Source organism: Ignatzschineria ureiclastica, from assembly GCF_003121845.1.
In the GTDB taxonomy this organism is placed as follows: domain Bacteria; phylum Pseudomonadota; class Gammaproteobacteria; order Cardiobacteriales; family Wohlfahrtiimonadaceae; genus Ignatzschineria; species Ignatzschineria ureiclastica.
The window spans coordinates 2,501-17,085 of record NZ_QEWQ01000003.1 but is presented as its reverse complement, the minus strand read 5'-3'; the positions used below and the strand labels follow the sequence as shown (position 1 = coordinate 17,085).

12 protein-coding genes (1 of these 12 cut by a window edge) are annotated in these 14,585 nt (G+C 41.6%); 9 read left to right on the top strand and 3 right to left on the bottom strand.

The genetic code is table 11. The features are described from left to right. Positions 1-28 precede the first annotated feature (28 nt). Both DC083_RS04060 and DC083_RS04055 read right to left on the bottom strand, forming a co-directional pair. Entirely contained in the window at positions 29-451 is a 423-nt protein-coding gene (locus DC083_RS04060) for a DUF4878 domain-containing protein (protein ID WP_109188988.1), read from the bottom strand. A gap of 344 nt (positions 452-795) precedes the next feature. Further along, positions 796-3,084, bottom strand: a complete 2,289-nt coding sequence (locus tag DC083_RS04055; protein ID WP_109189274.1) for a Tex family protein — start codon at positions 3,082-3,084, stop codon at positions 796-798. 518 nt (positions 3,085-3,602) lie between these two features. Between DC083_RS04055 and DC083_RS04050 the strand changes: the two genes are divergently transcribed. From DC083_RS04050 to der, 9 genes are all read left to right on the top strand, one after another. Continuing rightward, a complete protein-coding gene (locus DC083_RS04050) occupies positions 3,603-4,193 on the top strand; it encodes an ATP-dependent zinc protease family protein (protein WP_109188987.1) in 591 nt (196 codons plus the stop codon). Positions 4,194-4,400: 207 nt separating this feature from the next. Beyond that, positions 4,401-5,984 (top strand): UUP1 family membrane protein, encoded by a 1,584-nt coding sequence (locus tag DC083_RS04045; RefSeq protein ID WP_109188986.1) that lies wholly within the window; start codon positions 4,401-4,403, stop codon positions 5,982-5,984. A gap of 4 nt (positions 5,985-5,988) precedes the next feature. Continuing rightward, positions 5,989-6,972: an alpha-L-glutamate ligase-like protein gene (locus DC083_RS04040; RefSeq protein WP_109188985.1), complete on the top strand. Its 984-nt coding sequence runs from the start codon at positions 5,989-5,991 to the stop codon at positions 6,970-6,972. 396 nt (positions 6,973-7,368) lie between these two features. Then, positions 7,369-8,142 (top strand): tetratricopeptide repeat protein, encoded by a 774-nt coding sequence (locus DC083_RS04035; RefSeq protein ID WP_189364575.1) that lies wholly within the window; start codon positions 7,369-7,371, stop codon positions 8,140-8,142. Then, positions 8,143-9,669, top strand: a complete 1,527-nt coding sequence (locus DC083_RS04030) for a helix-turn-helix domain-containing protein (RefSeq protein WP_109188983.1) — start codon at positions 8,143-8,145, stop codon at positions 9,667-9,669. Positions 9,670-9,726: 57 nt separating this feature from the next. Further along, positions 9,727-11,007: a histidine--tRNA ligase gene (gene hisS / locus DC083_RS04025; protein WP_109188982.1), complete on the top strand. Its 1,281-nt coding sequence runs from the start codon at positions 9,727-9,729 to the stop codon at positions 11,005-11,007. A 13-nt stretch (positions 11,008-11,020) separates the two neighbouring features. Next, positions 11,021-11,638 carry a YfgM family protein gene (locus tag DC083_RS04020; RefSeq protein ID WP_109188981.1) on the top strand — a complete coding sequence of 206 codons (618 nt, stop codon included), beginning with the start codon at positions 11,021-11,023 and terminating at the stop codon, positions 11,636-11,638. A 27-nt stretch (positions 11,639-11,665) separates the two neighbouring features. Continuing rightward, positions 11,666-12,808 carry an outer membrane protein assembly factor BamB family protein gene (locus DC083_RS04015; protein WP_109188980.1) on the top strand — a complete coding sequence of 381 codons (1,143 nt, stop codon included), beginning with the start codon at positions 11,666-11,668 and terminating at the stop codon, positions 12,806-12,808. Positions 12,809-12,816: 8 nt separating this feature from the next. Further along, the gene (gene der, locus DC083_RS04010) at positions 12,817-14,226 is read left to right on the top strand and encodes a ribosome biogenesis GTPase Der (protein ID WP_109188979.1); all 1,410 of its coding nucleotides are present in this window, start codon (positions 12,817-12,819) and stop codon (positions 14,224-14,226) included. Positions 14,227-14,509: 283 nt separating this feature from the next. Here der and DC083_RS04005 read toward each other — a convergent pair whose 3' ends face one another. Continuing rightward, a protein-coding gene (locus tag DC083_RS04005; RefSeq protein WP_109188978.1) for a DUF808 domain-containing protein crosses the window boundary here: on the bottom strand, positions 14,510-14,585 show its final stretch. 851 nt of this gene lie beyond the right edge of the window; 76 of the gene's 927 nt are visible here — the last part of the coding sequence; the start codon falls outside the window, past its right edge — the gene reads right to left on this strand; it ends in the stop codon at positions 14,510-14,512.

Here is a 14,585-nt window from a genome sequence, read left to right as displayed (position 1 = left end):
ATGATGGAGAGGTCGGCAATATCGCACATTAATCTGTGCTTTTTGCCGGCGCTAATTGTAATTGCCAATAGCCGGTATGATCTTTGAGGAGGGCAAGCTGATCACTTTGTGTGGTGCCATTACGAAAGAAGAGAGTATAGTCAACCGTTGCGGCCGTTTTATCTTGATTGAAGGTGGTATTTTGAAAGTCAATTTTTTCAATACCGCCTTTTGCATTAATGTTGAGGGCTAAATCTTCAAAAATCAGTGTTAAGATCTCATAAAAAATTGCATCAGAGCGCGTTTCCCCATTGATATCATTCAGATTAAAGAGCGAGATTAACTCAGGGTAGTTCGGGTTCGCCAAAGACTCATAAAATCGCTGTACACTCTCTTCAGGCGAATGCGGTTGAGAGCATCCTGCAATGCACAGGAGTAATCCCAATGTGAGCGTACGAAATTTACGGGTCATATCATTCCTCTCGGTCAATGAATAGGTTGAATGGAACACTTATCCTCTTAATCAGGATCTATTATAGCGCAGCAATGTTGGTCATTTTACAATATTTCACGATATTCTTGTGAATAAGATCCCATTATCATAGAGCGTTAAGGCGCAGCGTGCAAAGTAAAGGCGGTTAAGCAAGCGTTATCATCGATGAGGCTTGCATTTTCACTACTGCACGATTGCCCCGGCATTTCAATAATGCTTATTTTGAACCGATCTTACTATATTGTTCTACTTAGATTTGTGGCTCGACTCAAATCCTCATTGAACTTGAATCGAGCCCAGATTGAACTTTAGTCAAACATCGCTTACTTTTTCAAGCCTTTCAAAGCATCGGCAAATGGATTATTGCTCGGCGCACTGTTTTGTGTTTGATTCATTGAGCGCTTCTGCTTTTGTGATGCCGGGGCAAAGCCTTTATTGCCGCCTGTGGCGCTCTCCCCAACCGCATCATTCATCCGCATTGTCAGGGCAATTCGTCGGCGAGGCACATCCACTTCTAATACTTTCACTTTCACGATATCGCCAACTTTAACGACTTCATAAGGATCTTTCACAAAGCGATCGGCTAGGGCACTAATATGCACTAAACCGTCTTGATGAACGCCGATATCTACGAAAGCACCGAAGTTTGCCACATTGGTCACAACGCCCTCTAACTGCATCCCCGGTTTGAGATCTTCAATCTCAGCCACATCTTCTCTAAAGGTGGCAGTAATAAATTCAGGGCGAGGATCACGACCCGGTTTCTCGAGCTCATCTAAGATATCTTTAACGGTCGGGATACCGAATTGCTCACAGGTATAATCTTGCGGTTTAAGCGTTTTGATAAAAGCACTATTGCCCATAATCTCAGAGAGAGGCTTCCCTGTTTTTTGTAAAATCCGTTCCACCACAGGATAAGCTTCAGGATGCACTGCCGAGATATCAAGAGGGTTATCGCCGCGAATGCGTAGGAATCCAGCCGCTTGTTCAAAGGTCTTAGGTCCTAAACGAGGCACTTTTTTGAGCGCATTACGGTTCGCAAAAGCCCCATTTTCATCCCGATAATCCACGATATTTTGTGCCGTTGTGGCATTAAGGCCAGAAACTTGAGCAAGGAGTGCACTTGAGGCGGTATTCGCATCAACTCCGACAGCATTCACACAATCCTCAACCACAGCTTCAAGCATTTTACCGAGTTGCACTTGATTGACATCGTGCTGATATTGACCCACACCAATGGCTTTAGGTTCAATTTTAACGAGTTCAGCAAGGGGATCTTGAAGACGGCGTGCAATCGATACTGCGCCACGAAGGGAGACATCTAATTCAGGAAACTCTTTCGCCGCTAAAGCTGAAGCGGAGTAGACGGAAGCGCCCGCTTCACTCGTGACAACACGATTGAGCTTAGGATATTGTTTGCAAAGATCTGCCACTAATTTATCTGTTTCTCGAGAAGCAGTACCATTGCCGATAGAGACCAATTCAGGTTGATATTTATCTACTAATTGTGCCAAGGTATGGAGCGATTTATCCCACTCATTTCGAGGTTGGTGAGGATAGATCGTCGTAGTATCGAGCAATTTACCAGTACGATCCACAACCGCAATTTTACAACCGGTACGAATGCCGGGATCGATACCGAGAATGGTTTTTTCGCCGGCCGGTGAGGCGAGGAGGAGATCTTTAAGATTACGAGCAAAGACCTTAATCGCTTCTGTTTCCGCCGCTTCTTTGAGTTGATTGATGAGCTCTAATGAGAGGGAAAGATTGAGTTTTGCACGCCAACTAAGACGGATAGTATCTTTGAGCCAATCGTGAGGGTTATTCAATCCCAAAGTACTACGAATCATCTCAAGGGGCGCATCAAGGAGCTCTTCAGGGAGTTTCAATTCAAGGCTGAGAATATCTTCATTACGACCACGAAGGAGCGCGAGCGCTCTATGTGAAGGGATTTTGTGAATTTTCTCTTGGAATTGGAAGTAATCCTTATAGTTACTACCGGCTTCCTCTTTCCCCTCTTGTACGGTCGAATGGATCTCAGCAAAATCCCAGAGATATTGTCGGAGTTTACCAAGGAGTAGCGCATTTTCAGAGATCCGCTCAATGAGAATAAAGCGCGCACCGTCAAGCACCTCTTTCACTTCATTAAATTGCATCTCAGGGTTGAGATATTGAGTGGCTAACGCTTCAATATTGTCTATAGGCTGATCTACAAAGAGGAGATCGGCTAATGGTTCGATTCCTGCCTCTATGGCGATTTGCGCCCGCGTCCGGCGTTTAGGGCGGTAAGGAAGGTAGAGATCCTCTAATTCTGTTTTAGTAGTTACCCCATTAATTTGGGCGCGTAATGCATCTGTGAGCTTCTCTTGCTCGGCAATCGATTTGAGAATGGTGATGCGGCGCTCATTGAGTTCCCGAAGATAGCTCAATCGCTCTTCTAGCAGTCTAAGCTGCGTATCATCGAGGCCGCCGGTGGCTTCTTTTCGGTAACGGGCAATAAACGGAACCGTTGCGCCCTCATCTAGGAGTTTAATGGCGGATTCGACTTGGGAGGCCGAAGCATTAATATCTTGAGCGATAATAGTAGGGAGCGCTTTTTGATGCGCTTGCATATCTGCTTCAATAGCGATATCGATAGACATAGAAGAGTCCTTATTCGTTATTGGAATATTTATTAGAATAGAGTGTTAGATCTAATGTTAGGTCTAAAACTAAAGGGCTAATTATACCTATTTTTTATCTTGATCGGGGAGTTCTCTATTTTTTCTTAGAAAAAAGCGGTAATAGAATCGGTTTTTGAACGTATCAAAGGGTTAATCGCTTATCTGAATCTTGTTAATCATTTGAATGATTGATCTTTTTGTGGACATTTATAAGTGTGATAAAATGTCACGCTGATATAAAGTCAATAACATATTAGGATGACAAAGGTGTGACAATCAGTGAAAAAACTGAATATCAATCTGAATATGAAAAAGAAGTAAACAGAAACGGTGAGTTTAATAAAGAGATTCTATCGGTAATGATCACGATTCTTTGATACTGTATGACACAGATTATTCTAAGCGTGATGATTAATAATGAAATAAAATACTGTGAATGCAGTATCTGATAAGACATAAACGAGAATATGGACAGACATAATAGATTATCGAATAACAGATTATCAAAATTAGCGCTTTGCAAACAGTTACTGCTAGTAGGCGCAATAATATTGTCATTACTGCCAATGATGAGTTACGGAAAATCAGCCAAAATGAGTCAAGAAGATCAACCTATTTTAGGACGTTATGAACACGTTACTATTGATGAGTTAGGAGATACTCAAATTAAAGCAAAGCTTGATACCGGTGCTTATACGGCATCACTCAATGCTTCAGATATCGAGTATTTTAAAAAAGGGGATGATGATTGGGTGCGCTTTACGCCGGTCATTGATGATGTGCGCTTAGCAACGCTTGAATTACCTTTAGAGAAAATTTCCAAAATTAAACCTCGGGTAGAAGAGGGCGAAGATCAGGATGATATCGTCGCGTCTAAGCGTCCGGTTGTGAAGATGAAAGTCTGTCTTGCCGGGCAGTGGAAGACGATCGACGTGAATTTGACGAATCGGGATCATTTTAACTATCCGTTACTATTAGGTGCTAAAGCATTACGGCAATATAAAGCGCTCGTGGATGCTGGCAGAGAATATACTGCAGATCCTGCTTGTAACCAATAAATACGCTTATTTATTCAATCATTTTACTCAATAATTAATATTAATTGATACGTAATTTAAATATGCAATTTAAATACGTAATATGTATAAGTCAGACATTGCATTAATGCTTATGTGCTTTACAGAGTTGACGTTGTGATTATGTCACTCTATATCGCACTACCTCAATGCAAATAGATCCACATTACCATACAAGGAAAGTAGCTCGTGCGTTCCGTTAATTTACATTTAAAAGTTTTAATATTTCTGCTATTAGCTATCGGGATCGGCTCGATTGTTTATGAGCGTTATGTTTTGCAGATTCCTTTTACCGATCGTGAGGTGGAAAATCTCTGGACGATCGATGCCAAAATCACTTATGACGTGCCTCGTGAAAGTGCTGTCTCTGTGCAGTTTTATCTGCCGACAGACTATAATCAATATAGTCCTTATAGTGAGTCGCTGATTGCAGATAAACAGTATGGACAAACCTTTGAAACCGATGAGTATGGGAATAAAGTAGCCCATTACTCAGTTCGCCGTACCAAAGGACAAGAGACTATTTACTATCGTTTAGCGCTCTCACCTAATTTTGGTGGAAGCGATAAAACTGAGGCGAAAAAAGGGCCGATTTATCGGGAACCTATTGCGATAGATGGTGCTGAGCAATTAGCAGCTGATGCTTTAGTGAAAGATATTCGAGCGACATCATCCAATACAATGAGCTTTATTAGTGAAGCGATTCAACGGGTGAATGATCCGGATAATAGTAATGCCAAGCTACTGCTCAAAGGCGATGATTCGATCAAAAATCGTTATGCTGTTGTGGAGCTTCTCTTGTCTCAAGCACATATTCCTGTGCAACGCGTGAATACCATTGAGCTGAAACCGAGTGTCAATCAACAGCCTGAAATTTGGCTTCGAAGCTATATCGAAACCTCGAGTAAAGATAAAGAGACCAATAAGAATGTAACAACTGGTAAATGGTACTATTTCAATCTTGAAAATGGGGCGATTGGGCTACCTAAAAATACGATGATTTGGTGGATTGGAGATAATCCGCTATTAGAAGTCACGAATGGTTCTAAAGCTAAAGTCTCATTTAGTATTACGGATAAAGAATTAACTGCTATTAGCCTCGCGCAAGCGAATAATGCCGAAAGTTCAGATTTCTTAGCCTATTCACTCTATAGTTTGCCTATTTCGGCCCAGTTTGGTTATGAATTAATGATGATGATTCCTTTTGGGGTGTTGGTCATTCTATTAGTGCGTAACGTCGTCGGGATTCAGACGCTTGGTACCTTTACACCGGTACTGATTGCGCTTGCCTTTAGGGAAACAGGATTGGGCTTTGGGATTATCTTCTTCTCAATTATTATCGCGATGGGGCTTTTGGTGCGCTCTTATCTTGAACATCTTAAATTGCAGATGCTCTCGCGATTATCGGTTGTATTGACCTTTGTGATTCTAATGATTGCCACATTAAGTATCTTTAGTAATAAGATGGGCTTCTCTCAAGGATTAGCGATTGGTCTATTCCCAATGGTGATTTTAACGATGACGATTGAACGCCTGTCGATTACTTGGGAAGAGCGCGGGGCCGGTAATGTCCTTAAAATTAGTATTGGGACATTGGTCGCGGCATCACTAGCTTATCTCTTGATGGATATTCCGGAGTTTGTCTACTTTGTCTTTACATTCCCGGGAATTCTACTCATTCTTGCGGCATTTATGCTGATGATGGGCCGTTATCGTGGTTATCGTTTAACAGAACTCAAACGATTTAAAGCGATGCTCAAAGAGGAGAAATAAGCCAATGTTTACGATGATTAAACGGTGGCGAGCGCTACGCAAACGGGGAGTAATGGGGATTAATGAGCGTAATGGCGATTTTGTCCTCAAATACAACAACCGTAAATTTTACCCTTATGTGGATGATAAGATCATCACGAAAGAGCGGGCGATTGCCGCCGGTATTAATGTGCCGGAGATGTATGGCATTATTGAAACCGAACGAGATATTAAGGATCTTCCCAAGATTCTCAAAGGGCATACACAATTTGTCATTAAGCCGGCGCAGGGTGCCGGCGGTGATGGGATTTTAGTGATTGGTGATAAATTTGATGATCGCCGTTACAAAACCGTTTCAGGGCGTTTAGTAACCCTTGATGAGATTGAGTATCAGATCTCAAGTACCCTGACAGGACTCTACTCTTTAGGGGGATCTCGAGATCGTGCTTTGATTGAGTATAAGGTCAATTCTGATCCGATATTCAGTAGTATCAGCTATGAAGGTGTGCCGGATATTCGGGTGATTGTATTGATGGGGTATCCCGTAATGGCGATGCTCAGATTACCCACAAGACAATCCAATGGTAAGGCAAACCTGCATCAAGGGGCGATCGGTGTGGGCGTTGATCTCAAAACAGGGAAGACGTTAGAGGGAACGTGGCTGAATGAAATTATTCAGCGTCACCCGGATACAAATAACCACGTGAGTAATGTCTTATTACCCAATTGGGATGGCTTCTTAGAGCTGGCCACGAGTTGTTATGAATTGAGTCAGCTAGGCTATATTGGTGTGGATATGGTCCTTGATGAGCAGAAAGGGCCTTTAGTGTTAGAGATTAACGCACGCCCGGGATTGAATATCCAAATTGCTAATAATGCCGGGCTAGCCGCGAGAGCTAGAGCTGTTGAAGCACATTTAGCGGAACTGAAAAAAGCAGGAAAGCCTGCTGAGTCGGTGCTAGAGCGGATGGCATTCTCTCAGAAGTATTTTGGCAGCCAAAGTGAGTAACGATAGTAAGATCGGTTCATAATAAGCGCATTTAAATGCCGGCGTATCAGCTGATCGAGGTGAGGAAGCTATTCTATCCGGCATCTTGCAAGTGTTGTTGAGTACGGTTTTATGTTCTTTTAAATTCTTTTAAAATCCCGCAATGGCGGTTTGAAAACCATTTGTCTTAAACCAATTTTTTATAAAAAATCTCAAGCGTTATATATAAATCATTAACAAAAGATCATTCATAAAAGCGATTGTAAGACAGTCTTGCAATCGTTTTTTTGTAATGAAAATTTTGACAATATCGGGCATTCATTCCCATTGTTGCGGTTATTCACCTATAGTTCATTCGATAGTATTTAACTGAATGAGTTGAATAGTCAAATAGCCGTAATTAAATAGAGGGGGATGATGATGTTAAGGGGATATCGAGGGGAACTATTACGCGGAGTAGTGGGAAGCTTACTACTGTTATTGATGGTAGGGTGCGCTTCACTATCGCAAAATTTCCAAGCACCGGTCACGCTTGCAGAGCTATCTGAGGCGGAACAGAAGCATTATGAATTGAGTTTGCACTATATCGATACGGCGCACTATGAAGCGGCTGAGGAGAAGTTACAGACTATTTTACAGCAGCATCCTACCTTTTCTGAGGGTTACAATGCGCTAGGAGTGCTTTATGAACGCAAAGGGCGAGTGACAAAAGGGAGTGAATATTTTTTAGAAGCGATGAAGCTCAATCCTCACTACGATGTTGCCGTTATGAATTATAGTCAGCTGATGTGTTATAAATCAGGGAGTGATGGGATTTCTCAAGCTATTGAATCAGAAGCGAAGTCAATCGCAATGGTCGAGAATAGAATAAAGATAGAATCTCGACTATATACTGCATTATTGAAATGTTATATTAGGGAGAATTATTTGCAAAATGGACAAGAAGTTGCAGAAAAGGCCATAACATTAGATCCAGATTATGCCTTAACTTATCTCTATTTTGCCGATATACTTTACCGGCAACAATATTATACAAAAGCCCGGGAAGCGATCGATCGATTTAATGATCTTCAAGGTTATAGTCGAGAAAGTGCGCAGTTAGGGTTACAAATTAGTAATGCGTTGCAAAATCAGGATGAAATTAATAAATATCAATATGTGCTTAGAACACAATTTGATGAGGATTTGTAAGTGAAGGAAAGAGTCAATATTGCACAACAATTGGGTGAAGTCTTAAAAAACGCTCGATTAGATAAGTCTCTCAGCATCGAAGAAGTGTCGCGGGTTTTATCATTGCGACCCTCATTAGTTGCGGCTATGGAGTCGGGGGATTATCAAGAAATTGGTGCATTACTCTATGCTAAAAATTATCTACGAAAATATGCAAAATTCTTAGGCTTATTAGATGAGAATTTTGAAGCGGAATTGAGTCGGCTCACTGAAAAAGTGGATACTAAAAGTCAAACTCACCATAATTCAGCGAAAGTTAAACAGGAAGCTGAAGAGAAGAAACGCTCTAATCATTTCAAATATTATCTGATCTTTGTTTTAGCGCTGATCGCTATTTTTGCCTATCTCTATCAAAATGGGATGATTCCGGCGCTCTTTAAAGAGATGCGGGCTTTAGATACTAAAGAGAATGTCTCTCTACTGAATGAGCGATTCCCCTCTATTGAACTAGAGTATGGAATTCCGTCTAATCAAGATAATGTGAGTTTTGAGAACTTATTGATTGATTCGGTAGAGGGCGAGCAAGTACACAATAGGAAAGCAGATGAATTGTATCAACAAGAGCTAAATAGTGCTGTCGATCCTATCGCTAATGCTTGGCAAGGGGAGGGTATAGATACAACTGTGGGAAAGTCCGAAATATCTAGTCCATTACAGACTCAGTTAGGGGATGATTCACAACAGCAACGAGGTCAACAAGGTGCAGTTTCTCGACAAGGGAAAAAAACAGGCACAGGACGATTTAACGCCTTAGGGCAATCGCTACAACATTATGATGCGCTTCTTTCAGGGAATGCTTTACCTGTGATGAATTTAGGTGCGCAATCAGTGGGGCGTGAATTTATCGCGCCGAATCATCATCTGCTATATCCCTATAGTGAGCCCAATAAGGTTCATTATGGTGTCGCAGTAGATCCCGCTATTACGGCAGCACTCACAGCGCAATTTAATCAAAAAATCTCTTTTTTCGATCGGGAAAGTGGTTTCTATCCGGCGCTTGATCAGCTAGTCACGCAATTTCAATTAGAGAGAGCGGAAGCAGAGTTAGCGGCGATAGCTGAGTCGATTAAAGTGCAGGAAGATGCAATACGGGAGGCAATGGCAGAGGAAGCGGTGAGTGAGATCACTATAGAGTTGATGAATTTAGAATTACAGAAATTGATCGAAAATCTTGAGTTATCTGAGAAAAGGGTTGAAGCATTACAGCAACAATTACCCCAAAAAGTAGCAGTCAATATTGTGGCAGATGATATTACGACGCTCGATATTACCGATATGAATGGTCGAGTAGTGACCAGTCGGGTAATGGCGCCGGGCGAGCAATATCAACTTGAAGGCGATGGGGTATATGATATCTATTTAGGAAACCCTGCGGTGATAGATAAAATAACAGTTAACGGAAAAGCAATTCCGGAGTATTATTATAGACCATTTACGGATGAGGTGGCATCGGTTCGATTTTCACTAAATTCAGTACAGTATCAATAAGTCATAAATAAGCAAATAATAAAATAAGTAATAAAAATAAAAGTAGGAAATAGAAAGATGAGTCAAAAAATTAATGCAGTGCGCGGAATGCACGATTGTCTACCGAGCGAAATCGGCTATTGGCAAATGATCGAGGGGCATCTTCGTACGCTTTTTTCTGAGTATGGTTACACTGAAATTCGTACCCCTATGATGGAAGAGACCCGTCTTTTTACCCGTTCAATTGGGGAAGTGACCGATATCGTTGAAAAAGAGATGTACACCTTTCCTGATCAAAATGATCAAATTAGCCTTTCACTTCGTCCTGAAATGACTGCCAGTATTGTTCGTGCCGGCATTCAACACGGGCTTTTCTATAATCAAGTGCAAAAGCTCTGGCAAATTGGGCCAGCTTTCCGTTATGAGCGGCCACAGAAAGGGCGTTATCGTCAATTTCATCAAGCCGATGTAGAGGTATTTGGTATTGAAACACCTGATGCAGATGCCGAAATGCTCGCAATGTTGGCGCGTTTTTGGAAACGTTTAGGTATTGAAAATGAGGTGAAATTAGAGATTAACTCGATGGGAACGACAGAGAGTCGTAAAGTCTATCGGGAGAAGCTGATTGCTTATTTCGAACAATATCAAGATATTTTAGATGAAGATTGCAAGCGCCGTCTCTATACTAATCCGCTTCGGATTTTAGATTCTAAAAATCCTGAACTCAATGAAGTGATTGCAAAAGCACCGAAATTACTTGATTATTTAGAGCCAGAATCAAAAGCGCATTTTGAACTTCTCTGTCAACAGCTCGATATTCTAGGAATTGAGTATGTGGTGAATCCTCGTATTGTTCGCGGAATGGATTACTATACACGTACAGTATTTGAATGGACGACTACTAAACTTGGCGCACAAGGTACCGTTTGTGGTGGTGGACGCTATGATAAAATGGTTGAAGAGCTAGGCGGAAGAGCAACACCAGCCATAGGTTTTGGGATGGGGATGGAGCGATTAATTCTTCTTTGCCAAGCGTGTGATGTGATGGCACCTGAATATTTACCATTAGTCACTACGGTTTTCTTAGGTGATCGCGCCTCTCTTGAGGGGTTACGTTTAACGGAAGAAATTCGTTCGGCACTGCCTGCTATCACGATTTTAGCGAATCTTGGTGGGGGCAGTATGAAGTCACAGATGAAAAAAGCTGATCGTTCTGGGGCTAAATATGCTTTAATTATGGGGGATAATGAACTAGATGAAGGAGTTATTATCCTAAAAGATCTTCGAGAAAATGGTGAGCAAAAGGCAATTGCTCATTCTGACTTGATTTCGTATTTGCAAAACAACTTATTATCGTAAAAGGTTAATTTCAATGGCTTTAAATCAATATGAAACAGATGAACAACGTGCAGAAGTCCTCGTTGATTGGCTCAAGCGTAACGCGGGCTATCTTCTTCTTTTGGTGATCGTTGTTGTCGCCTCTATTGCTGGGGCTGAGTATTTTAAACTCAATTCTGTGAAGAAACTTAATGAAACCTTTGATACCTATGAGCAATCTTTAACAGAAATCACTCAAAAGCCAGTGGATGTTGCAACGGGTGAGAAGTTGATTGCTCAAAATGAGGGTGTTTATCAAGTATTCTCGGCACTTTTAGTGGCAAAAGAAGCTTATAATGCAGGCAATTTAGCCGGTGCGGAACAATTATTGCAAGATGCACTGAAAAGCGCTGATGATGAGGGCGTTCGTTCTCTTATACAATATCGTTTAGCCTTGGTGCAATTTGATCAAAATAGAAATGAAGAGGCCTTACAATCACTTCAACAGATTCAAGCAGTTGAATTTTTGGGGTTGAGAAAGGTACTTGAGGGTGATATTTATCTAGCAATGGGTAAGTCACAAGATGCAAAAATCTCTTATGAAGAGGCGCTCAAGGCGGATGTTGTACCTGAGAATGCGCTCACAAAATTCAACTCGCTCAATATACAATAAGCCTGATGGCAATAGGACTGTAAGAAGATGAAGAAGATCATTACAACGATTATCGCTACAATTATTATTGCAGGATGTGCAGGAGGATTACGGGGAAAAAGTAATCTTGCGCAGCCTGTTGAGTTGAATAGTGCTGTACCTAATAACTTAGTGGTTAAAGTATGGGAAGCGAAAACTCAAAGTAAAACTGCTAAAGAGAGTGCTCTTCGTTTCTTAATTGCAGATGATGGTGTGAATACCCTCTATGTCGCCGGCGAGAAAGGTATCGTCACCGCCATTGATATGAGTAATGGCGCAAAAGTTTGGGAGAGTAAAGTCCCTGCGCTTCATACCGGTATTACTTATAGTCAAGGGGTTCTATTAGTCGGGCAACAGGATGCGCATATAGCAGCGTTCTCCGCTTCTAATGGTCAGCCTATGTGGGAGCAGAAGATTATGGGCGTTCCCGCTGTATCGCCAGTAAGTAATGGTCAGATTGCAGTCGTTCGTACGCTCTTTGGTGCGGTTGAAACTTTTGCCTTACAAACAGGTGAAGTGGATTGGGCTTATCTCTTCAATAGCTCAGAGTTCTCAGTGAGAGGTGCGGCCGCACCGACCTTTATCGGAAACAATATTTTAGCGGCCAGTGATGAGGGAACCTTAGCGCTGATTAATGGTGAGACAGGAGAACAGATTTGGAGCGTTGTCCTAAGTAAACCACTGAATGGTAGCTTTATGGGGGGGCTTCGAGATGTGGATGCTGCGATTATTGTGACACCGGAGCGAATTTTTGTGGGGCAATATCAAACAGGTATTACCGCATTAACGCACCAAGGCCGTAAACTTTGGCAGGCAGGAAAAGGGACTTATGCGGGTATTGCTTATGTCAATGGAGATGTAATCTCAATTAATAGAGATAGCGCCATTGAGGCATTAGATGCAAAAGATGGTTCATTAGTCTGGTCAAACAATGATCTTTATGGACGAAATCTCACAAAGCCTGTTATTGTAGGCCACAGAATTGTTGTGGGAGATTATGATGGTTATGTTCATGTGTTAGATGCAGCAAGTGGTGCATTACAAGGATCAACCAAAATATCTTCTAAAGGTTTTATGTTAGATATTAAAGAAATTAACGGTAGTGTTTATCTGTTAGATTATTCAGGCACGCTGTATAAAGTTTCAATTTAAGGGAAAGAATGTCAGTACCATTAATTGCGCTCGTGGGGCGCCCAAATGTTGGTAAATCAACAATTTTTAATTCTCTTACTCGTTCACGAAAAGCTTTGGTGGCAGATCAACCGGGATTAACCCGGGATCGTCAATATGGTGATGGAAGAGTAGGAGATAGACCCTATCGTGTTCTCGATACGGGCGGATTGTCAGGTGATGACAATCAGATGGATCATATGATTGCAGAACAAGCTTGGCTTGCCACTGAAGAAGCGGATCTTATCTACTTTATTGTCGATGGAAGAGCGGGCATTACGGCATTTGATGAAGAGATTGCCGATCGTCTTCGCCGAATGGGGAAGCCTGTTGTTGTTGTAGTGAATAAGGCAGAAGGCATTGCGCCAGAGGTGATTGTCGCTGAGTATTATTCTCTAGGGTTAGGTGAACCTGTTGCCGTATCGGCATCCCATAATCAGGGACTATTTGAGCTTCTCAATCGTTCTTATCAAGTCATCGATTTCCCTGAGAAGGAAGAGAAAGAAGAGATTCACGATGATATTATTCGTTTGGCTGTTTTTGGTCGTCCTAATGCGGGTAAATCAACGCTGATTAATCAAATTCTAGGCGAAGATCGCGTATTAGCTTCTGATGTGGCGGGAACAACACGAGATAGTATCGAAATTCCTTTTACAGCTTATGATCGTGAGTTTATCCTAATCGATACCGCTGGCGTGCGTCGCCGTAGCCGTGTATCGGATATGATCGAGAAATTTAGTGTCCTTAAAAGTTTAGAGGCACTTGAAAAGGCGAATGTGGTTGTTTTTGTCTTTGATGCAAAAGAAGGATTATCTGATCAAGACGCGACCCTTTTGGGTGCGGTTTTAGAAGCGGGTAAAGGCTTAATCCTTGCGGTTAATAAGTGGGATTCTCTATCAGAAGATGAGAAGAGCTGGATTCAGCAAGACTTCTCTCGTCGTTTTGCATTTATCGATTTTACAGAGCCTTTCTTTATCTCAGCACTGAAAGGGCAAGGGGTAAGACAAGTGATTCGCCGTTCGATTGAAGTGTTTGATCAAGCCATGCGTGAATTTACGACGAATGAGTTGTCGAATATTCTAGAATATGCGGTGCATAATCATCAACCTCCTATGGAAAAGGGCTATGCGCCCAAATTGCGTTATGCACATCAAGGTGGAAAGAATCCATTGAAGATCATTATTCATGGAAATCGTACGCAATATGTAAAGGATAGCTATACTCGTTACTTGAGCAATATGTATCGGGAGCAGTTAGGCATTGAGGGATCGCCTGTATGGATTATGTATCGTACCAATGAGAATCCTTATGCTAATCGTCCAGGTAAGGTTGCTGAAATTCGCGGTAGTGCGAAACGCAAACGCCGCCTTGAACAGCAAGGGCAAGGTAAGAAGAAATAGATGTAGATATCAATTAGATTTCAATAGTGTTGAGTAATTGATAACGCTATGATTGATTAGAATAAAAGAAGGGATTACAAATAAAATGTAATCCCTTTTTGTCATCCTACTGATTCATCGAATAATCGACTTTATGGGGATGTTGTATAGTAATATCGGTTCAAAATAAGCATTATTGAAATGCCGGCGCATCGGTTGTAAGAAATAAGGAAACTGTCCTATCTGGCATCTTGCAAGTGGTGTTTAAAACCATTTTTCTTAAACCAAATTGACTATATTTGTATTAGTGCGCTGCTTTTGGAGATTGACGCATTTTGCTAATGAATGTAACTACCGTCAAGACAATCAATCCCACAATA